The 21,728-nt window shown below is 39.3% G+C and carries 14 protein-coding genes; 4 read left to right on the forward strand and 10 right to left on the reverse strand.

What is annotated here, in order from left to right:
* Positions 1–73: 73 nt before the first annotated feature.
* From EZ444_RS20540 to EZ444_RS20565, 6 genes are all read right to left on the reverse strand, one after another.
* On the reverse strand, positions 74–1,924 hold the full coding sequence (locus EZ444_RS20540) for an alkaline phosphatase (protein ID WP_225874788.1): 1,851 nt from the start codon (positions 1,922–1,924) through the stop codon (positions 74–76).
* A gap of 25 nt (positions 1,925–1,949) precedes the next feature.
* Positions 1,950–3,482 (reverse strand): SusD/RagB family nutrient-binding outer membrane lipoprotein, encoded by a 1,533-nt coding sequence (locus tag EZ444_RS20545; protein WP_131611029.1) that lies wholly within the window; start codon positions 3,480–3,482, stop codon positions 1,950–1,952.
* Positions 3,483–3,516: 34 nt separating this feature from the next.
* On the reverse strand, positions 3,517–7,005 hold the full coding sequence (locus EZ444_RS20550) for a SusC/RagA family TonB-linked outer membrane protein (protein WP_225874789.1): 3,489 nt from the start codon (positions 7,003–7,005) through the stop codon (positions 3,517–3,519).
* Positions 7,006–7,125: 120 nt separating this feature from the next.
* On the reverse strand, positions 7,126–8,052 hold the full coding sequence (locus EZ444_RS20555; RefSeq protein ID WP_131611030.1) for a FecR family protein: 927 nt from the start codon (positions 8,050–8,052) through the stop codon (positions 7,126–7,128).
* A gap of 57 nt (positions 8,053–8,109) precedes the next feature.
* Positions 8,110–8,706, reverse strand: coding sequence for an RNA polymerase sigma factor (locus EZ444_RS20560; protein WP_131611031.1), 597 nt, complete (start codon positions 8,704–8,706; stop codon positions 8,110–8,112).
* A gap of 151 nt (positions 8,707–8,857) precedes the next feature.
* A complete protein-coding gene (locus tag EZ444_RS20565; protein ID WP_131611032.1) occupies positions 8,858–9,193 on the reverse strand; it encodes a hypothetical protein in 336 nt (111 codons plus the stop codon).
* 190 nt (positions 9,194–9,383) lie between these two features.
* Between EZ444_RS20565 and EZ444_RS20570 the strand changes: the two genes are divergently transcribed.
* The 4 genes from EZ444_RS20570 (at position 9,384) to EZ444_RS20585 (ending at position 16,580) form a co-directional block, all read left to right on the forward strand.
* Positions 9,384–10,592, forward strand: a complete 1,209-nt coding sequence (locus tag EZ444_RS20570; protein WP_131611033.1) for a glycoside hydrolase family 88 protein — start codon at positions 9,384–9,386, stop codon at positions 10,590–10,592.
* 3 nt (positions 10,593–10,595) lie between these two features.
* Positions 10,596–12,575: a heparin-sulfate lyase HepC gene (gene hepC, locus EZ444_RS20575; RefSeq protein WP_131611034.1), complete on the forward strand. Its 1,980-nt coding sequence runs from the start codon at positions 10,596–10,598 to the stop codon at positions 12,573–12,575.
* A gap of 13 nt (positions 12,576–12,588) precedes the next feature.
* Positions 12,589–14,565 carry a heparin-sulfate lyase HepC gene (hepC, locus tag EZ444_RS20580; RefSeq protein WP_131611035.1) on the forward strand — a complete coding sequence of 659 codons (1,977 nt, stop codon included), beginning with the start codon at positions 12,589–12,591 and terminating at the stop codon, positions 14,563–14,565.
* Positions 14,566–14,642: 77 nt separating this feature from the next.
* A complete protein-coding gene (locus EZ444_RS20585; protein ID WP_131611036.1) occupies positions 14,643–16,580 on the forward strand; it encodes a KUP/HAK/KT family potassium transporter in 1,938 nt (645 codons plus the stop codon).
* 14 nt (positions 16,581–16,594) lie between these two features.
* Here the strand turns inward: EZ444_RS20585 and EZ444_RS20590 are convergent, their stop codons facing one another.
* The 4 genes from EZ444_RS20590 to EZ444_RS20605 all read right to left on the reverse strand — a co-directional run bounded on the left by EZ444_RS20590 (position 16,595) and on the right by EZ444_RS20605 (position 21,622).
* Positions 16,595–17,011, reverse strand: coding sequence for a (R)-mandelonitrile lyase (locus tag EZ444_RS20590; protein WP_131611037.1), 417 nt, complete (start codon positions 17,009–17,011; stop codon positions 16,595–16,597).
* A gap of 63 nt (positions 17,012–17,074) precedes the next feature.
* The gene (gene msrA, locus EZ444_RS20595; protein ID WP_131611038.1) at positions 17,075–17,566 is read right to left on the reverse strand and encodes a peptide-methionine (S)-S-oxide reductase MsrA; all 492 of its coding nucleotides are present in this window, start codon (positions 17,564–17,566) and stop codon (positions 17,075–17,077) included.
* A gap of 115 nt (positions 17,567–17,681) precedes the next feature.
* The gene (locus EZ444_RS20600; protein WP_131611039.1) at positions 17,682–18,251 is read right to left on the reverse strand and encodes a DUF1579 domain-containing protein; all 570 of its coding nucleotides are present in this window, start codon (positions 18,249–18,251) and stop codon (positions 17,682–17,684) included.
* 200 nt (positions 18,252–18,451) lie between these two features.
* The gene (locus tag EZ444_RS20605; RefSeq protein WP_131611040.1) at positions 18,452–21,622 is read right to left on the reverse strand and encodes a chemotaxis protein CheB; all 3,171 of its coding nucleotides are present in this window, start codon (positions 21,620–21,622) and stop codon (positions 18,452–18,454) included.
* Positions 21,623–21,728: the final 106 nt, after the last annotated feature.

The raw sequence follows: 21,728 nt of genomic DNA on the forward strand, positions 1-21,728 counted from the left end.
GCCTAATGATTGTTAGAAACAAAAAAGGTGCCCATACTTGGACACCTTTAGCAAACAGGTAATACCTGAATTCTTATTTTAACAATTCTAAAACCTTATTAGGAATCTCGAAATTTTGCAGAAATCCGGTAAACCTATCGGCTCCAGGACCATAGCTCAATAATGGAACTGGCAAGCCAGTATGGTCAGTAGTAGTATAGGTACTCACCACTGTTCCCGTTTTATAATTACCATCCAATACAATTAAGCCACCAGTTTCGTGATCTGAAGTGATAATAACCAGCGTTTCGCCATTTTTATCAGCAAATTGTAGGGCTTTACCGATCACTCGGTCAAAACTCAGGTACTCATCAATGGTGATCTTTAGTTTATTGCTATGCCCACCCTGGTCAATCTTTGCACCTTCAACCATCAGAAAAAATCCTTTCTTATTGTCGCTAGATAACAGTTTTAAGCTCTCATCAAAAGCATGTTCAATCATCCTGTAATTCTCTTCAGGGCGATCGGTATCAAAACAAAGTATTTTCTTATTTTTAGCCTCTTTAGGGAGGTTACCAACACCTTTATACACTTCAAAGCCACCTGCTTTAACACGGTTTAAAATGGCATCATTGTTCGCGCCAAAAGCATCATGGTAGCCGGCAATAACCAGTGCGGCAGGGCTTCGGCTCAGATCAGCAGCGATGCTATCACTCTGATCACGCTCGGTTCTATGCGCAAAAAAAGTTGAAGGTGTAGCCCCGGTCACACGGTCATTACTTACAATGCCCGAACGGACACCTATTTTAGCCAGTCGCTCCGGCAAATTCGGCACCTCCTTACCATTAACGTCCATCCCGATATAGCGATTATTGGTTTTTTCGCCTATCGACATGGCGCTACCGCCAGCTGCAGAGTCTGTAGTGTAATCATTCGCAGCAGAGGTATTTGAAAAACCTACATGCTTGATATTTGTTGCATTCAAATACCCACCATTAGCAGTTGCTGCAGCCCAAAAAGAGGAGAATCCAGATCCATCGCTAATCAGCAAAATCACGTTTTTAGGCTTAACCTTTCCGTTGTCACTCTTATAAGTAGGCTGGTAAATGCTGTGCTTTGAAGTTGCAGTATAATTATTACTTGGATAATTATTCAGAAACTTCGCCATTTCTGCTGGCGAATCTGTATTCAAATAATCCACACCCATTTTAATAAAAGCCTGCCAGCAAGTTTTTGTATCTGGGTTACCCCAAAAACGCACCGGTTTACCAACACGATGTACCGAGTCCACAAAATTCTTTGTTTTCAAAGAATCCGGTGCTACCATCCTACCTAAACCGTTCCATTTGCTAAACTCTTGAAGGCTTGCACTAAAAAAGGCCACCCGTGTCAACTGCTCCTTCGTGTACGGAGTATTGCGTTTCCCATCAAAGAAAAAGATCTCATCAAAATCTTTAAATTGATCTGCAGCAGGTGCAGCCCCGCTAATCACCAGCTTTATTGCATCTGGATTATTTTTCACATCAAAATACTCGCGAATAGGCTTTAATTTAGCCTCCAGACATCTTAAAGTAGGTAGGCCAGCAGTTTTTAAGTCGATCATAAACTGTAATTTTCCCCCATCTTTATACGCTTTATTGTTGCCATTCAGCTTAATCTGTCTCAAAAGCGGTTCTATATACAAGCTTTCTATCGTATGCTTAGGGTCGATATCTTTTTTGTGATGCGCCACATACAATTCATTCCCTTCCAGAAAAACATCGATTTCCATCGAGGCAAAATGATTGCCATGTGCGGCATAAAAAGGCTGACTTTGCAAGTAATCATTATGAGAATGGGCATTTTTGCCCACCTCATATTGTTGTGCATAGGTAACTGTCCCCATTCCCAGTACCATCAGGCAAAAAATTGCTGTCCGTATCGTATTCGTTCTTTTGTTCATCATCTTCATTGTTCTTATTGATCAGCTATTAAGGCTGAAACCAAACTTTAGTGTTGTGCGTCGGCATTTTACCGCCCATATTTTGTTGAACCCAAAGAATCAAGTTAGGGTTATTCTGCTCATTATCCGAATATACGTAACGTACAGGTATTGGTGATAAGACAGAAGGGCCAGGAACCAATTGAGGGTATCCCAATCTTCTCCATCCAGCCCATCCTTCAAAACCATTCAGATAAGTGTCTATCCATAATTGCTCGGCAATTTGTTGTAATGGAGCTGTAGTAGAAAGTGCTGCCGATGGCTGATCCAGATAAGCCTTTTTCTGTTCTTCAGAGATAAATGGCATCTCTGATTGCGTTGCTGAACCTAATGCCGGCCATTTTTCCAGGGAAGCCTTCACTGCTGCCAGGTAAACTTCTGCCACTGTTCCATTCACCCCCATATTACGTTGTATGGCTTCGGCTTTCAGTAGCATCAGTTCCGTGTAGGTCATTAGAAAAGCACGGTTTTCTTTACGGATTCTTTTACCAATTACAGAGTAATCATCTTTGTTCAGTCCAGTATTGGTGTAATCAGCCTTTTGCTCAGCATTACTCAATCCAGCGCGCTGACCTCTATAAGCCAAAGGCGTGGCTGGATTAGCTACGTTAGCGAGATAAGAATTTTTGGTTGGTGCAGCAAAAATAGTCAGTCTGGGGTCATTCTTGCTTTTCAATAGGTTCACCATCACGTCACTTACCCTGGTATTGCTACCAAAATCTACGCCACTACCATCAACCGGAGGATTCTGGATAAACCAATAGTACAAATCTGTACCGTTGTTATAAATCAATGTAGCCTGGTCGCTATTACCTTCAAAAACAGGATATTCTGTTGGATTGTTAAATATAGCGGCTACAGCAGCCTTAACATCTATTTTAGCGGATTGTCTCATCAGGATACGCAACTTTATTGAATTGGCAAATTTCCTCCAGCGGTTGGTACTCCCATTAAACAGGATATCCCGTTTTACGGTAGTTCCTGCAGGCAGATTTTTCAATTGTTGATTCGCAGATTCCAAATCCCTTAGCATCAGTCCATACACTTCCTGCTGCGCTTGATAGTGTGCAAATTCCATTCCGCTCACATTACCCATACCAGCCTCATTGTAAGGAATATCACCGTAGGCATCAGTCATTAAGGAAAGGATATACACTTTAAGAATGGAAGCCACCGCAACGTATTGAGGCAAGTTGCTTTTAGCACCAATCTCCTTCAGCTGATTCACATCTTTAATTAAACGCATCGGACCATTCCATTCTTCCCGGAAAGAAGCACCGGTCAGGTTGTATCGGCCATCCTCTTCACTAGTGCCACCCAGCCAGGCCAAGTGTTGTACATATTGCCCGGCACGTGTACCGCTACTGCTCATCGCGTTTGCTGCACTGGCAATAATTGGAGGCAACAGCATTTCCGCTGGAACCGTAGCCGGATTGTTAGGATTCACATTTATTTCTTCAAACTTACCACAAGAGCTCAGCAATACGAGCATAGCACCTGTTATTATCGAGAATTTCTTCATTTGCTATATGTTTATAGAATTTGATTTAAAAGGATTAGAAATTAAGATTAAGCGCAAAACCAATGCTTCTTAACGAAGGAAGGGACATTGCCTCTACGCCCTGGAACTGACCATCATAGGCCGAAACTTCAGGATCAATATTTGGCACATCAGACCAAAGCAAGAGGTTACGCCCCACAGCAGAGATAGAACCAGTTTTTACTGCTATTTTACGCAACAATGAAGTTGGCAATGCATAGCTTAGCTTTACCTCTCTTAGTTTTACATAAGAAGCATCAAAAGTGGCAATGGCATCATTGTTATAGTAAGCACGCCAATAGTTTCTTACCGTTACTTCGGTTTTATTTGGATTGCCAGTGTCTATATCCGTACCACCTCCAATCATGTTTCCGGCACCATTCGCATCGCGATTTACCAGAGATTCTTTTAAGCTACCTGCGTTAATACCCTCTATATAAGTACGTGAGTGCACTACGCCACCTTTTTGCATGCTAAACAATACACTTAGCGACAGTTTTTTGTACCTAAAATTATTGGTAATTCCGGCGGTGTAATCAGGGTTTACATTACCGATGAAAGCCCAGTCGCCATTTTCTTCTTGTGGTAAACCATTTTTGTGCGTTAAACCTGCATTATTGTAAATCAGGTAATCACCATATAAAGAGCCAAAAGAGCCGTCACCTTTGGTATTTAGGGTACGTAATTCAAGCGATGCCCAACGCTCTAACTGGCGGATGCGGGAGATCCCGATGTTTTCAGCCAGAGAGATCACTTTATTGCGATTCATGGCAAAGTTAACCGACATATCCCAGCTAAAATCCTTTAACTTAACCGGGCTGGCATTCAGCATCACCTCTAGTCCCTGATTATTCATTTTACCCACATTCATCAGCTTCGTATCGTAACCCGCCGAAGGGTTTAAGGTAACAGGAATGATCAAATCAGTTGTGGTACTTTTGTAGTAAGTCACATCCAAACCAATACGGTTATTTAAAAAGCGGGAATCGAAACCAAACTCATAAGAGTCTACCTTTTCCGGGCGGATATCCGCATTCGGGTAATTGTTGTTGTGAACCGCCACCGTTTCGCCATTCCATCCCTGAGCGATCTGGAAGTTTGATGCCGTTTGGTAAGGCTCTAAATCCCTACGTACAGAAGATACACTTCCTCTTAATTTTAGAAAACTTACAACCGGACTAGTCAGGTTAAATAACTCTGATGCCACCACACTCAATGATGCGGATGGATAGAAATAAGAATTGTTCTTTTTTGGTAAAGCACTAGACCAGTCATTTCTACCTGTTAAATCCAAAAACACCATGTTTTTATAACCCAACTGCGTAGTCGCATAAATAGAGTTGATCTTTTTTTCCTGATAAGTATTACCAGCTACAATTGGAATGGCATTGTTAGACAAGTTGTATACGTTAGGAATGGCCAATCTACCCGCAATAGCCCCCAGTCGCTTAGATTTCTGGGTTAGCAAGTTACCACCCGCGTTCGCATTAAAGGTAAAATCGCTACTAAATTTAGTATCGTAGGATAGTAAAAAATCATGGTTGGTCTCCAGGAAATACACGTCATCCTCCTGGTAATATCCATTTACAAATTGAGCCGTAGAGGTAGCATGTCTCATGGTACGTTTGTCGTTATAAAAATCGCGACCTGTCCTTACCATCAATTTTAAATTCGGCATAAAATCGTAACTCAGCTTTACGTTGCCATATACCCTGTCGCGGTTATTGCCGTTCAGGTTTTCATGGGCTACAAAGTAAGGGTTGTTCAATCTTGAACCATTTGGACTATAGATCGGTGTATTTTGTATCGTATTTGAAGATCCCGGCAACCAATAATTTTTCAAACTTTCTACATTCACGTTTCTGGGCATGTACAAGAAAATCTTCATGATGGCATCATCATTCTTAGCACCATAACTGGTCCTATTGTCACTGGCTGTATTGATGTAATTCATGTTTACATCGACCTTCAGTTTCGGGGTAATGTTATAACCCGAATTTAAACCCAAAGTATTACGACTTAAACCTGTATTTTCTACAATACCGGTTTGTTCGGCATTGGTATACGACAAACGGAAATTCAATTTATCATTACTCGAGGCAATAGACAAGTTATTCGTATAAGTTTGTCCGGTAACAAAGAAGTCTTTCAATTGATTAGGATATGCCACAAAGGGAGTAGGGATACGTTTTCCTGTGATCGGATCTATTGGTGAATCAAACTGCGGAATCAGTTGTCCATTCATAGCAGGGCCCCAGTTTTCCATAATGTTATCATTGGTCCCACCGCCCATTCCGTCTACATACGCATACTGACCATCGCGACCCTGACCATATTTATATTGATAATCAGGTAATTTCAACGGAGATTCATAGCTCGCCTGCGAGTTAAAAGAGATGCCAACGCCTTTAGTGCCTTTACCAGATTTTGTAGTGATGAGCACCACCCCGTTGGCTGCTCTAGATCCGTATAATGCCGCAGCATTTGGACCTTTTAATACGGTAATGGATTCAATATCATTAGGATCAATCTCTCCGGCAGCATTACCGTAATCCACTTCGCCCTCGCCATTCGTTAAGTTTGGATTGTTATAATCTTGTCTACCTGTATAAGCACGGGTAGATTGTTCGTTGTTGTTACTTACCGGTACTCCATCCACCACAAAAAGTGGCGAGTTGTTATAATTGTAACCACTTACGAAGTTTTGTCCACGGATCTGGATGTTGGCCGAAGCGCCTACCCCACCTGATGAATTGGTGATCTGTACGCCGGCTACTCTACCACTAAGCGTATTCAGGAGGTTGGTTTCATGTGATTCCTGCAACAGATTTCCATCTACTTTTTGGGCAGAGAAACCTATGGATTTGGCCTCACGGGTAATTCCCAAAGCAGTTACCATCACTTCATTCAGTTTATTGTCGTTTTCAGACAAGGCAATATTAACCACTTGACGAGCGCCAACAGTGATCTCTTTAGATGCATATCCTACGAAAGCAAATACCAATACTGCATTTTCATCAGGAACCGTCAACTGGTAATGCCCTTTGTTATCCGTTACGGTACCCAATGTACTGCCTTTAACCCTAATGCTTACCCCTGGAATTGTTCCTTTTGTGTTGGCATCGGTTACTACACCAGTAATGTTTTTACTTTTCGCCAGCACAATTGAATTCTCATATTCCTGATACGAAATGGCATATGGTGTTAGCAATTTGTGCAGAACATACTCCAATGGCTCATCTCTAAAAGCTGCATTGCTAACTTCGGCTTTTTTAAGGTTAAGCGAAGCTGGATCGTAGGCAAAATTTAATCCTGTTTTATTTTTAATTTTCTGAATTGCGGTTTCCAGATTTTCTTTATCGAAGGAAATAGAGATCCTTTGTTTTAAAATACCCAGACTGAATAATTTTTTTGCATAAAGCTGACTTGTGGTTAAAAAGAGAAATAACACACAGAAGCCCATTACAGTTGATGTTTTTAATACGGTATGTATAATTTTTTTCATCAGTATATAATTTGTTTTTCTATTTTTGATTAAAACATTGAGTAATTGATTTTTTAATAGTGATGCCCTAGGCATCCTATTTAGAGGCTGCTGTTAATTCCAATAACAGTAGCTTCTTTTTCATCGATACAGTATTACTTTTCCATTTTCAGTTCTTGTATGAAGTCCGTGAATTTTTGCTATGATTTTTAAGATGCGCTGGGCATTGTCCGTTTTGCTGATGCTGAAGGTGTATCTCAATTCTGCTATCCCCCCATCGGGTGCTAGCAGTTCAATGCCGTAACAGCTGTTAAAAATATAGCCCAGTTCTTTAAAGGATACGTTGTCAAGGTCCATAGTCGACTTGTTCCATGCAGCTACATAATTGGTATTGATGCTATCCAGTTTAAAGGTGCCTGATTTGGTATTAAACCTGATAAGCTCCCCTTTGCTGAGATAAGCCAGACGATGATCTTTGTTATTTACCTGCACTTTCCCGTGCGAAACGGCCACTTCGACCTCAGTTAAATCCGCTTTATTTTTAATGTTAAATGCCGTACCTAATACCTGTGTTGAAATTTGTCCGGATTGAACAATAAATGGGCGTTCAGGATTTCTTGCAATTGAAAAGTAAGCTTCACCACCTTCCAGTTTCACTATGCGTTTATTAGAGGTGGTAAATGTTGCAGGGACGTATAACTTTGTTCCGGGGCGTAAAGTTATAACCGACCGGTCTGTAAGTGTTATGGTTTTTGTCTCGCCAGCTTTGCTGGTATAGGTCATCCAGACCTGGTTTTTGTTTAATCCGACTGTATCGTTAGCTCGGTATAAGGCAACACCTATTGAAGCGATAAGTAATATGGCCGCCGCAGCTCTTATAAAAAACAGCTTAAAACTTTTATGGGGATTTATTTTCTGACGTACCAGATCGAAGATTTCATCTTTGATCCTGTTTTCTTTATCTACATCTCCGAAAGCATCAAAGGGAATCTTGTCGTCTGTCTGATGGAACCAGGTTATGGCCTGTTGGTCTATGTCTTTTTTGAAGCGGCTATTTGTCTTACCCATATACTAACTCATCATCGCCAAAGTCAAAAAGTACTTTAAGCGCGGGTTATGTATAGGTTAAAGTTTTGTTAAGGCAATTGTAAATAGTGCGGCGAGGTTTGTAGGATCGGAATAAAACCTTTTTGTTTTCTTTTTGAGCCTTTCTAATGCCTGAGAAATGTTGTTTTTTATAGTCTGCTCTGATAGCGAAAGCTCGGAAGCAATTTCACGAATAGACTTATTTTCCTCTCTGCTCAGTACAAATGCCTTTCGCATGGTATCAGGCATATTTTCAATTTCTTTATTAAAGAATGCTTTCAGCTCGTTAGCTTCCAGGTTGTGCTCAATGGAATGTTGTAGTTGATCATCCTGAAAAATACTATTCCTGGAAAAGTCGGCCAGGTTCTTTTTGTAAAAACTAATGGTTCTGTTTTTTGCGGCGGTATTTAAATACGGAGCAAGGGTACTTTCTATGGTAATGGCCTTTCTTGAAGTCCATAGGTTTACAAAGATATTCTGGACAATATCTTTAGTGGCCTCTTCATCACGTATCCTTCGGTATACCATATTGTACACTTCTTTCCAATACCGCTCATATAAAACCTTAAAGGCCGACTGATCTCCTTTTTGCAAACCAAGAAGTAAATTATCATCAGTATCAATGGCATTATACATGCCTCAAAGGTATAGCTCGGTTGTTAAGCTAAGGTTAAGATCAAAAAAAGGATGAGACTAGCGTATAAAAGCCGGTCCTTATCTGCAGAAATATTTTTGCAGATAAGGACCGGCTTTTACGATATTTATTTAATCAGGGACAACCAGATTATTATTGCTTAGGTTTTCTTATAGATATGTTAAAATCTTTCCAGATTTGAGCTTGCTCAGGCGTCATGATCACTTTTTCTTTGGCAGACATCTCTTTCCTGATTACAGTAACTTTTTCCTTTTTTTGTTCGTCAGTTAATGTTGCATCATCTTTAATTGCCTTTTGTGCTTTACTGCTTTCTGATATCGCATCATGCATTTTTTGTCTATTTTCATCACTAAGCTTCATCACAGTAAAAACTGAATCTCTCCGTACTTTCATACTTTTAGGTTTGTCCTGAGCAAAAATTGTAGTTGCTGCCAACATCAACCCGAATAACAAGGCTCCTTTTTTCATAATTACGATTTTATATGTTTAATTTATTATTTGCTCAGTAATATCTGGTATTATTTGATAAAAACGAATCTAACAGCTAAAATTCATCAATTTCAAACTATTTCTGGAGATATTCGAAAGTCTGTTTTCACATTCTCTCCTACCTTCACGCTGACAAGCAATAAAACCTATTATCAGAAAAGATTGAACGATGAGAAAAACTTTCAGCATGCTTTTAGCGGCTTCAACCCTTGCTTTAACCAGCTTTGCCCAATCCGAGCAAGACACCTCCTTAAAGTGGTTAAAGACTAGTACCAATGTAATTAGCTATCAATTAAACAAAGCGTCAAAAACTTATAAACCAGGCAAAAATCCCCGTTCGGTGAATCCAGATGGTACGGTTAGGCTTGCTCCTTATAAAGATTGGACCACTGGTTTTTTTCCAGGTTCATTATGGTATGGCTATGAGCTTACCGGAGACAAAAAACTAGCAGAAAAGGCAAAACGTTTTACCCTGGCTTTGGATTCTGTCCGCTACCTTACACATACTCATGATTTAGGTTTTATGTTGTATTGCTCATACGGAAATGCTTATCGCATTACTGGTGATAAAACTTATTTACCTGCATTAGCCGATGGCGCAAAACATCTTTTTGCCAGGTTTAATCCTAAAGTTAGCGCTATACGCTCATGGGATTTCCCACAATGGCATTTCCCGGTAATCATTGATAATATGATCAACCTTGAGTATTTATACTGGGGTGCAAAAGAATTCAACAAACCTGAATATGCACAGGCAGCAAGGACCCATGCCATTACAACCATGAAAAACCATTACAGAAATGACCATAGCTCGTACCATGTAGTGGATTATGATCCTGAAACTGGAAAGATCCTACGTAAGGCGACACACCAAGGCCTTACCGACGAATCGGCATGGGCACGTGGACAAGCCTGGGGACTTTACGGCTATACCATGTGTTATGAAAACACCAAAGATCAAAAATTCCTTGATCAGGCAGAATTGGTTGCTGCTTTTATCATGAATCATCCGCGTATGCCTAAGGATAAAATTCCGGTTTGGGATTTTGATGTGCACAACGCGCTTGATGTCGATGAACGTGCTCCTAGAGATGCTTCAGCCGCGGCTGTTATTGCATCAGCTTTACTGGATTTAAGCACTCAGGTAAAGGATGGTAAAAAATATATGGACTATGCAGAGGCGATACTCAAAAGCCTATCTTCGCCAGCTTATTTGGCCAAACCAGGTACAAATGGTTTATTTATCTTAAAACATAGTGTAGGTGCTTTCCTTTACAATTCTGAAATCGACACCCCTCTGGATTATGCTGACTATTATTACCTGGAAGCTTTGAAAAGATATGCCAACATCAAAAAAATAGATCTTTCAAAAATTTAAAAGATGAAAAAAAAAGGAATTGTTCTACTGGCTATTATAATCCTATCTTGTCGTTTAATTTACGCTCAAGAAACAGGTATTACTAAATCGAGCTTTGACCACATCAATCTCAGCTATCCCGGCTTAGAAAAAACCAATAAACTCTTCTTAGCGGGTAAATACAATGATGCGGCCAATGAACTTTTAAAATACTACCGCAATCGGACTAATGTGAAACATCTTGATTTTAATGTTAGTGACGCGCAAAAATTTGCGGGTAAAAAAGTAAACCAGAACACCGTAGATCTGGCCAACAATATTTTACTTCACAAATTTAAGCCTCACAAAGGCTACCCTGCTTATGATTACGGGAAAGACATCAACTGGCAATATCGCCCCGTGCAAGACCAATTGTTAACCACTTTTTTGCATCGTACTGCATTTTGGGAGCCACTTGGGATTGTTTATCGCAACACAGGGGATGAACAGTATGCCAAAGAATGGATTTTTGAAGTACGTGACTGGATCAAAAAGAATAAACAAGGTGCTTATCCAGATGATAAAGAATACGCATGGAAAGCATTTGTAGTTTCCTTCAGACTGAACCATTGGAGCGGATTTTTCAATCTATTCTTAAACTCTCCTAACTTTACTTCCGCTTTTTTAATGGAGTTTTTAAACTCGTATAATGAGCAAGCCAATTATGTAACAGCTAATTATACAGATATAGGTAACCACCGTTTGTACCAGGCCATACACCTGATGTACGCAGGCAGTGCTTTTCCTGAAATGAAAGCAGCCACAGCCTGGCGCAAAAGTGGCATTAGGGTCCTAAATGATGAAATTGCGAAACAAGTATTACCTGATGGCGTACAGTTTGAGCTTTCTCCATCCTACCATATCGGCACGATAAAGATATTTTTAGACGCATTGCAGATTGCCAAAATGAACGGTGCTGAGAATGAATTTCCGGAAAGTTACCGCAGCCTCGTAGAGAAAATGGTGATGGCAGTTGGCAAATATTCTTTTCCTGACTACACTTTCCCGCTATATGGTAATGCATTTTTAACCAACAAAGAAGCCATGCTTAAAAGCTATAAAGTGTGGGCTCAGGTTTTTCCGGAGAACAAGGTGATTCAATATTACGCTACCGAGGGGTCTTCTGGCAAACAGCCTAATTATCTGTCTAGCTCCCTACCTAATGCTGGTTTTTATGCCTTTAGAAATGGCTGGGATACAAAATCAACCGTAATGCAGATCAAAGCTGGTCCACCAGCAGAGTTTCACTCCCACCCTGACAATGGCACATTTGAACTATGGGTAACAGGCCGCAATTTCACCCCAGATGCGGGTAGCTTTGTATATGCCAATGTTGGTGACCAGGAAAACACAAAAAGGGACTGGTACCGCTCAACTAAAGCGCATCAGACGCTTACATTGGAGAATGGCAACCTGACCAATAAAGCCCAATTAAACAAATGGGAGACTGATAAAAGCTTAGGTATTTTAAGCTATACGAACCCTAGTTATACCAACTTAAGCCATCAACGTACATTTTTATTCGTTGATCAAACCTATTTTATCGTAATCGATAGGGCAATAGGAACAGCAACAGGTAATTTAGGTATTCATTATGTTTTAAAAGAAGATAGCAAACCCATTTTTGACTATAACAAAAACAGCGTAAATACAAATTATGCCGATGGTAATAATCTTTTAATTCAATTACTGAACAAAGATAAAGTTAGTTTAAAAGAAGAAAAAAGCTTTGTATCTTATCAATACCAACAAGAAGTTCCTAGACCAGCCCTTGTATTTGAAAAGCCTAAGAACGATAATAAGACTCACAGTTTTGTTTCGGTGTTATATCTTTACCAAGGCAATTCGGCACCTGAGATAAAAGTTACGGAAAATGCGGGTCACGATCCGGCTACCGGAAAAATCAATATAACTATCAACATAAATGGCAAAATCAATTCTATCAAACAGGATTTAAATCCATAAAAGCCCAAGAAGTATGCAACTTAAAAAAACAATAAGTCTTTGCAGTCTGCTTATTTGCGCAGTACTAAGCAAGGCGCAAGATCCACAGATCACAAAACAAAGCTTTGATCCAATTAACCTCAGCTATCCGGGCCTTGAAAAAACCAACCAGCTTTTTACGTCCGGCAAATATGAGGATGCGGCTAAAGAATTGCTGAGCTATTATAGAAAAAAAAGCAAGGCTAAAGCACCAGATTTCAGCAACTCTGAAAAGCCGGCTGATTTAAGTAAGCCTATTGACAACGCTACTCAGGAAATGGCAGACAAAGCGTTAGTCCACCAGTTTCAACCCCACAAAGGATATGGCTATTTTGATTATGGCAAGGATATCAATTGGCAAATGTGGCCGGTAAAAGACAATGAGGTACGCTGGCAGCTACACCGTGTAAAGTGGTGGCAAGCGATGGCTCTGGTTTATCATGCTACAGCCGATGAAAAATATGCTAAAGAATGGATATACCAATACAGCGATTGGGCTAGAAAAAACCCACTAGGCCTATCAAAAGATAATGATAGATTTGTATGGCGCCCGCTTGAAGTGTCGGACAGAGTACAAAGTTTACCACCAACTTTTAGTCTCTTTGTAAACTCTCCTAATTTTAGTCCTGCCTTTTTAATGGAGTTTTTAAAAAGCTACCATCAACAGGCGGATTATTTATCTGAAAATTTTGCCGAAAAGGGAAACCATCGTTTATTTGAGGCACAACGTACCTTATTTGCCGGTGTATCATTTCCTGAATATAAAAATTCACAAAGATGGAGACAAACTGGTATAACTGTGCTAAACACCGAAATTAAAAAACAGGTATATGCAGATGGAATGCAGTTTGAGCTCTCGCCGATTTACCACGTAGCTGCCATTGATATATTCTTAAAAGCGTATAGCTCCGCACAGCGTGTAAATTTGGAAAAAGAATTTCCACAATCTTATGTACAAACCGTAGAGAATATGATTATGGCGGTGATTAGCATTACACTGCCAGATTACAACACCCCTATGTTTGGCGATTCATGGCTTACTGATAAAAAATTCAGAATGAGTCAGTTTGCAAGTTGGAGTAAAGTTTTCCCGACAAATAAAACCATTAAATACCTCGCTACTGATGGTAAAGAAGGTCAGGCTCCTAGCTTTTTATCTAAAGCATTGAGCAATTCGGGCTTTTATACATTTAGAACTGGATGGGATAAAAATGCAACCGTTATGGTGTTAAAGGCTAGCCCTCCGGGAGAATTTCATGCCCAGCCAGATAATGGAACTTTCGAGCTTTTTGTAAAAGGCAGAAACTTTACACCTGATGCTGGTGTATTTGTATACAGTGGAGATGATGCCATTATGAAACAAAGAAACTGGTATCGCCAAACTCGTATACACAGCACACTTACCCTTGATAACCAAAACATGATGATTACCAAGGCACAACAAGACAAATGGGAAACTGGTAAAAACTTGGATATCCTTACTTATACCAACCCTAGTTATACTGAGCTTAATCATCAGCGTAGTGTACTTTTCATCAACCACAAATACTTTTTAGTTATTGATCGTGCGATCGGTAAGGCTACAGGAAACCTGGGTGTACACTGGCAACTGAAAGAGGATAGTAAAGCTGTTTTTGACAAGTCAAAAAACCGGGTTTACACTTCTTATAGTGATGGAAACAACTTATTGATCCAATCGCTAAATAGTGATAAGGTAACACTTACTGAAGAGGAAGGTAAAGTATCTTATGTTTACGCCAAGGAACTATCTAGACCTGCTTTTGCATTTGAAAAGCTTAAAAAGGATGATAAGACACAGAATTTTGTGAGTATAGTTTACCCTTTTGATGGCGAGAAAACGCCAAATATCAGCATTAAAGAAAACGCGGGTAATGATTTTGAAAAAGGTAAGCTCAACATTAGCCTTACCATTAATGGAAAGCAACAGGAGATAAAAATAACGCTGAATTAATAAAAATTATAATAAAAAAAGACAACCTTCAGGGTTGCTTTTTTTTTATACATTTACCGCATTATTATTAATGTGTAATGGGTCATCATAAAAACATCCAAAAATTAAGTGCTGCCGGTTTATTAATTAGTTTAGGTATCATTTACGGGGATATCGGTACTTCTCCTCTATACGTTTTCAAAGCCATCATTGGTGAGCGACTAATTACACAAGACCTTATTCTAGGGGGGCTATCCTGCATCTTCTGGACGCTTACTTTACAAACCACCATTAAATATGTTGTCATAACTTTACAGGCTGACAATAAAGGTGAGGGCGGGATTTTCTCCTTATTCTCTTTAGTCAAGCGGAAAGCAAAATGGTTAATCATACCTGCCATGATTGGTGGGGCAGCATTGTTGGCTGATGGTATAATGACCCCTGCGGTTACGGTTTCATCCGCTATTGAAGGTCTCGGATTAATCTATAAGGATTTACCTACAGTACCTATTGTACTGGCTATCATTATCTTTCTTTTTGTTTTACAGCAATTCGGAACTTCCTTGGTAGGCAAAGCCTTCGGGCCTATTATGTGGCTGTGGTTTACCATGATCGCGGTTTTAGGTTTTGCACACATTATGGAACTTCCTGAGATTTTAAAGGCTATTAATCCTTATTATGCTTATCATATACTAACCACTAATCCACAGGCATTTTTAATTATCGGAGCGGTATTTTTATGCACTACGGGAGCTGAAGCTTTATATTCTGACTTAGGTCATTGTGGACGCTCGAACATCAGAATCAGCTGGATTTATGTTAAGACCTGTCTGGTTCTAAATTATATGGGGCAAGGTGTATGGTTGTGGAAACTACAGGGAACCCACCTGGGGGATGTAAATCCATTCTATCAATTGATGCCGGGTTGGTTCCTGATCTATGGAATAGCGATAGCAACCATTGCTGCTGCAATTGCGAGTCAAGCACTTATTTCTGGCTCATTTACGTTGATTGCTGAGGCCGTTAGGTTAAATCTATGGCCAAAGGTTAGAATTAATTACCCAAGTGAGCAGAAAGGTCAGCTTTATGTCCCTTCTATGAACTGGATATTAATGAGCGGATGTATTGTTGTGGTATTGATCTTCCAAAAATCCGTAAACATGGAAGCCGCCTATGGTTTGTCGATTACAGTGGCTATGCTCATGACTACAATCTTGGTATCTGTATTCCTTTTAAGAAAAAAAGTCCCGAAATACCTGATCGCGATATTTCTAACGATATATGGATTTATTGAATTGACCTTCCTGGCTGGAAATGCGGCGAAAATACTTCATGGTGGCTGGTTTACAGTAATTCTGGGTACGGTGTTGTTCTCTGTGATGTGGACTTGGTACAATGGTCGCAGAATCAGGAACAGATACATGAAGTTTGTCGATATCGAAGAGTTCTACCCTGTAATTAAAAACATTAGCTCGGATCATACGATAGCTAAATACGCTTCCAATCTGGTTTACTTAACCAGTGCAAACTTCAATACGGAGATTGAATCTTCGGTGATTTACTCGATTATCCAAAAGCACCCAAAAAGAGCTGATGTATATTGGTTGCTCCATGTGGATGTAACGGATGAGCCTTATACAATGGAGTATGAAGTGGACCATATGATACCAGAGAAACTGATCAGAATAGACTTTAGATTAGGTTTCAGAGTTGAGCAACGGATAAATGTCCTATTTAGAAAAGTAGTAGAGGAATTGGTAAAAAGTGGCGAAATTGACATCACCAGTAAGTATGAATCACTAAAGGCCTTAAAAATACCTGGCGATTTTCGTTTTGTAGTAATTGAGAAAATTCTATCTAACTCGAGCAGCCTTCACTTTATAGAACGTTTAACAATTGCTTACCATAGAATCCTTAAGCTAATGAGTATTTCAGAAAGAAAAGGTTTCGGACTGGATTCAAGTTTCGTGAGTGTAGAGCAGGTTCCATTGATTGTGGATGTTCCAGATCCTATTCATATGAAAAGGATCAAGTAAAACCTACTTTACTTTTAATGTTCGGGGTCAAATATAACTTTGTTATACTGATCATCTGTCACTTGCTCCATCCAATCTACTGGTGATCCGTTTAACTTTTCCTGGATGGCAATGTGGCTCATCGCTGTAATATCTGTAGCGCCGTGCCAATGCTTTTCTCCCGGGAAGAAGTATATCACATCGCCTTGGTGAACATCATGTCTTACATCACCTTTATGTTGCACCCAACCCGAGCCTGCGGTAATGATCAAGGTCTGCCCAAAGGGATGCGTATGCCATGCCGTACGTGCTCCGGGCTCAAAGGTGACTAGTGCCATCGCTACGCGGGATGGTCCTGGTGGATTAATCAAGGGGTCAATTCTTACTGATCCGGTAAAATATTCTGCGGGACCTTTACCTGAAGGTTGTGAACCGCTGCGTTTAATTTCCATAATTGTTCTCCTTTGATATAAAGTAAACAATAATTACGCTATAGCGCAATATAGAATTAAGTATTAGCTTAATTTCCAATCAGGTCTTTCAAAGTGACAGGTATATCCGTTCGGGTTCTTTTGCAAATAATCCTGATGCTCCACTTCGGCATTCCAAAAATCAGTTGCAGGAACAACTTCCGTTACAATTTTTCCTGGCCATACGCCCGAAGCGTCCATTTCTGCGATTAAAGCTTTTGCTGTTTCTTGTTGCTGCTCATCCAAAAAGAAGATGGCCGAACGATAAGAAGTCCCGATATCATTTCCCTGCCTGTTTCGTGTCGATGGATCATGAATCTGGAAGAAATATTCGAGGAGTTTACGATATGATAATTGTGCAGGATCAAAGATGACCTCTATACCTTCAGCATGTGTTCCATGATTCTTATAAGTCGCATTAGGTACATCCCCACCAGTGTATCCAACTACCGTTGAAATGACACCTGGATAATGTCTGATCAATTCTTCTACTCCCCAAAAGCAACCGGCTGCCAGAATGGCTTTTTCAGTATTCATATCAATTCTCTTTTAATAACCCAAAGGTACAGCGCTATTGTGTAAACGGCAAGCCATTTTTCTTTTACATAAAAAAGCCAATAACAATATTGTTATTGGCTGTATCCGTTTTTCATTACCGTCTACTGAATTTAATTTCCATGGTTTTCATTTCCTTACCTTCGGTAGTACAATACATCTCCAAGAATTGATTGTTATCATCCACTAGTTTAAATACCTCCCGAACATCCATATCCTTGCCAGTAGTGGGATCAACGCATTTCCCTTTAAAATTAATGGTTTTTGTTGCATCATCCCAAGTTCCGTCCATCACCATTATACCTGTACCCATATTGTCTATCCAAGTAGAGGTAAATGTTTTTTTAGCATTGTCGTAGCCTAGAAGGCTCATTCCTTCAAATGGCATCCCCATCATCGTACCTTTATGAGTAGACTGCTGGTATCGTCCACCCAAAATCATCTTATTCTCACAAACGCTTTTACTTTTTTCTGGTGGAGCACCTGGTTTCATCCATGTGGTTACCTCACTATTCCAGGCACCATCACTTTTTGCAATCATTTTGTGTACATCGCCTGGAGTCATATAGGCTTGCCAGGCTTTCATCATGGCATCGTCCTGAGCTTTAATACCAGTGATTACGGCTAGCAATAGCAAAGCCATAACAGATAATGTTAACTTTTTCATATCAAATAGAATTAGTTTTCCCTTACCTAAATTTACGAAAAAAAAAGTCTATAATGCCAAAGAGCTCCGACATCCATCTGAGCTCTTCAATATCAACTAAACCTAAACTTTATAAATACTAACCAAATATTTATACTACAAAGGTAAAGGCCCTTCATTAAGGCAGTGTTAACTCGACATCAATTATTAAGGCTTATTTATCAATTGATATTCATTTTTAATTGGATGGTGAACTTACTGCCTTTATTTGGTTCACTTTGAACATTGATATCTCCACCCGCTGCATTTACGATTTTTTTAGCAAGGTACAACCCAATGCCGCGACCTTCTACATCCTGATGAAGTCTACCATACATATCAAAAATATGATCAAGCCCTTCTTTACGCATACCTCTGCCATTATCTTGTACGGTTAAGACGATATGATTATCCTCCATTGAGGTATGGATATGAATTACAGGAGGCAGGTTACCTTGGAATTTTATTCCATTTGATATCAAATTAAATAAGATACTCCTTAAGTTCTTTTTTGAAAAGAAGACCTCTTTAACTTCAAGATCTCGGGTAATCACCGCACCTGATAATTTGATCTTATTGTCTAAGCTCCACTCTATATTTTTGATAATCTCCTCGATATTAACCATTTCCATCATGTCGCTTTCTAATTTCGCTACTGTGGCAATATCGTTGATTAACTCCCGGAATTTTTTAACCGAGGAATTGATGATCATTAAAAACTTATTTAAATCCGGATCCGTTACTTTTCGGTTCATGACATTAATACTCACTTCAATGTTACCTAATGGGGCCAACAGATCATGAGAAGCAGTATTTGCGAAATTATCAAGATCAGCATTGATACGTAATAAGCTTTCATTCTTCTTATCTAGCTCAAGTTGTGTCTTTTTTAATTCGGTAATATCATTAAAAGTGACGATTGCGCCCTTCTTTTTATGATTAACCTCCTGGATATAAGGCATCGTCATGATCTGATACCATTTGCCGTTATTGGTTTCAATTTCTTTGGTGATGATATCTCCTTTGGCAATTACCTGTTTAATATCTTCTAAAATAGTTTCAAATTTTATATTGGTAGAAATATGGCTGATCGGCCTGCCAATATCAGATTCCTGAAGATTGATTTGCTTTACCGTACCTGGCGAAAATTTCATTAACAGTAGATCACTATCGATAAATAACTGCCCATTGATGTTACTTCTAAAGTAATTATTCAAGTCGTCATTAACATCCAACAGTTCTTTGTTCTTCAGCTGGTAGTCCGAATTAATCGTATGCAGTTCTTCATTTACCGATTGCATCTCTTCATTGGTACTTTGCATTTCTTCATTGGCAGAAATCAATTCTTCGTTAAAGGATTGGAGATTTTCAGCAGAAGAATCAAGCTTTTCATAGGCCGAATGAAGCTTATCTTTTAGCTCCTTCAATTCCTCTTCCAAGTTCAAAGTGTATTGATTCAGATACGTTTTTTCATCAAATACAAGACCTTCTTCCCCCGCAGGGTTAACCAACTTATCCTCGCTAATTGCAACCATTAGGAACCTTTGTTCTCCTTTTTTAACAGGTAAGGGTGCCACTGAAAGCGATACTTTAACGGTAGTTTGTCCACGTTTAATTATTATTCCATGAACAGTAGTACTTTCATTTGTTTTTAAAACCGTTTTACTTATGGTATTAAAGGCTATTAGCAGTGGCTTTGGCAAAAGCTCCACGAGGTTTGAAGTAAAATGTTTTTGGAGAAGATATTTTGTGGTATCTCCATAAGACTTTAAGACCCGGTTATGCTCATCAATACAAACAGCCATGTAGTCCAGTACTTCCGCCAAGCTTGCATTCATGGTTTCAGTCAACGTATTGGAAACCTCTTTGATCGTGTGTTCTTGTGAGAATGAAGAAGAACTACGTTTTAAATCCATTTCTGGCAATGAAAATGCATCCAGGCTTATCGTCCGTTTAGTTTCAAGGCTCTTATATATTTTCCATTTTTTATTGACAACTTCCAATTTTTTAATAATTGGCATTGGATTTTCACTGGAACCCAAAAACAAGTATCCTTCCGTTTTAAGTCCAAAAAGCAGCATAGTGAATGTTTTTTTCTGCAAAACTGGGCTCATGTAGATTAACAGGTTCCTACAACTGATCAAATGCATATTGCAATATGGCGGGTTCTTTACCAAATCATGTTGGGCAAAAATCGCCATCTTTCTGATCTCTGGCTTAATTCTATAGTTTTTGCCTTCTTTTAAAAAGTATTTATGAAGCCGTTGGGGAGACATATTTCCTTCAATGGCCGGACTGTAAATCCCCTTGGCTGCATGAATTAATGCGGAATTATCAATATCGGTTCCAAAAATCTTGACAACGGTATCTTTGTATTTTCCTGTTAACTGCTCTGCAATCAATATGCCCAGGGAATACACTTCTTCGCCGGTAGCACAGCCAGCCACCCACATCTTCAATTCTTCGCCAGGGCTGAGTCTTTTAAGTATTTCAGGTAATACATTACTTTGTATGAAGTCAAATGCTTCTTTATCCCTAAAAAATGAAGTCACACTGATTAGAAACTCTCTAGAAAGCGCGGTTACTTCTTCGGGTGTTGTTTTTAGAAAATTCAGGTAATTTGCAAGCGAGGTACAGTTATGATAGAGTGCCCTTCTTTTAGTTCTTCTTAGGATAGTTGCTTGTTTATAATCTGAAAAATCAAGAGGTGAGTTGTCTTTGATCAAGTCAACAATTGCTGCCAGATTTTTTTTATCATCTGAACGATCAGCTAATAGCTCCATTCCGTATTTTACATAATCTTCAATTGCGCCAGGCATTAATTCGGGTTCCAAAATGAAATCTACTATTCCTGTAGCTAAAGCATGGGACGGCATACTGCTAAATTCTGAAGTTTCAGGATTGCGTACCATCACCATACCACCCTCTTTTTTAATAGCCTTTATGCCTTCCGTACCATCAGAGCCTAAACCGGACAAAATTATTGCGATAGATTTTTCACCGGAATTTGCAGCAAGGGAATTAAAAAAAGTATTGATCGTCAGATGAGGGCTTTTGGTCTTTTGTTTATCCGTCAAAAACAACGTATTGTCTTCTATGGTCATAAACTTATTGCTCGGAATAAGATAAACTTGATTTCTTTTTACTTTAGTTCCGTTTTCAGCCTCTTCTACCACAAGTTTACTATGCCGGCTTAGTAATTCAACCATTCTGCTTTTAAAATCCGCAGATAAGTGCTGAATAATTATATAAGAAACACCATCTAAAGGAGTATGATCAAAAAAAGAATTGATCTCTTCCATACCCCCTGCAGAGGCACCAATGGCAATAATATGGTCTGGCTCTCTTGTCATTTGAAATGAAAGTTATTAAAATAGCTTCTGGTATAGAAAATATGGAAATCAAAAATACGACTATATTATTGAAAATGAGAAATTTCGAAGTATATATAGAAATCTC

The organism is Pedobacter hiemivivus (assembly GCF_004331685.1).
In the GTDB taxonomy this organism is placed as follows: domain Bacteria; phylum Bacteroidota; class Bacteroidia; order Sphingobacteriales; family Sphingobacteriaceae; genus Pedobacter; species Pedobacter hiemivivus.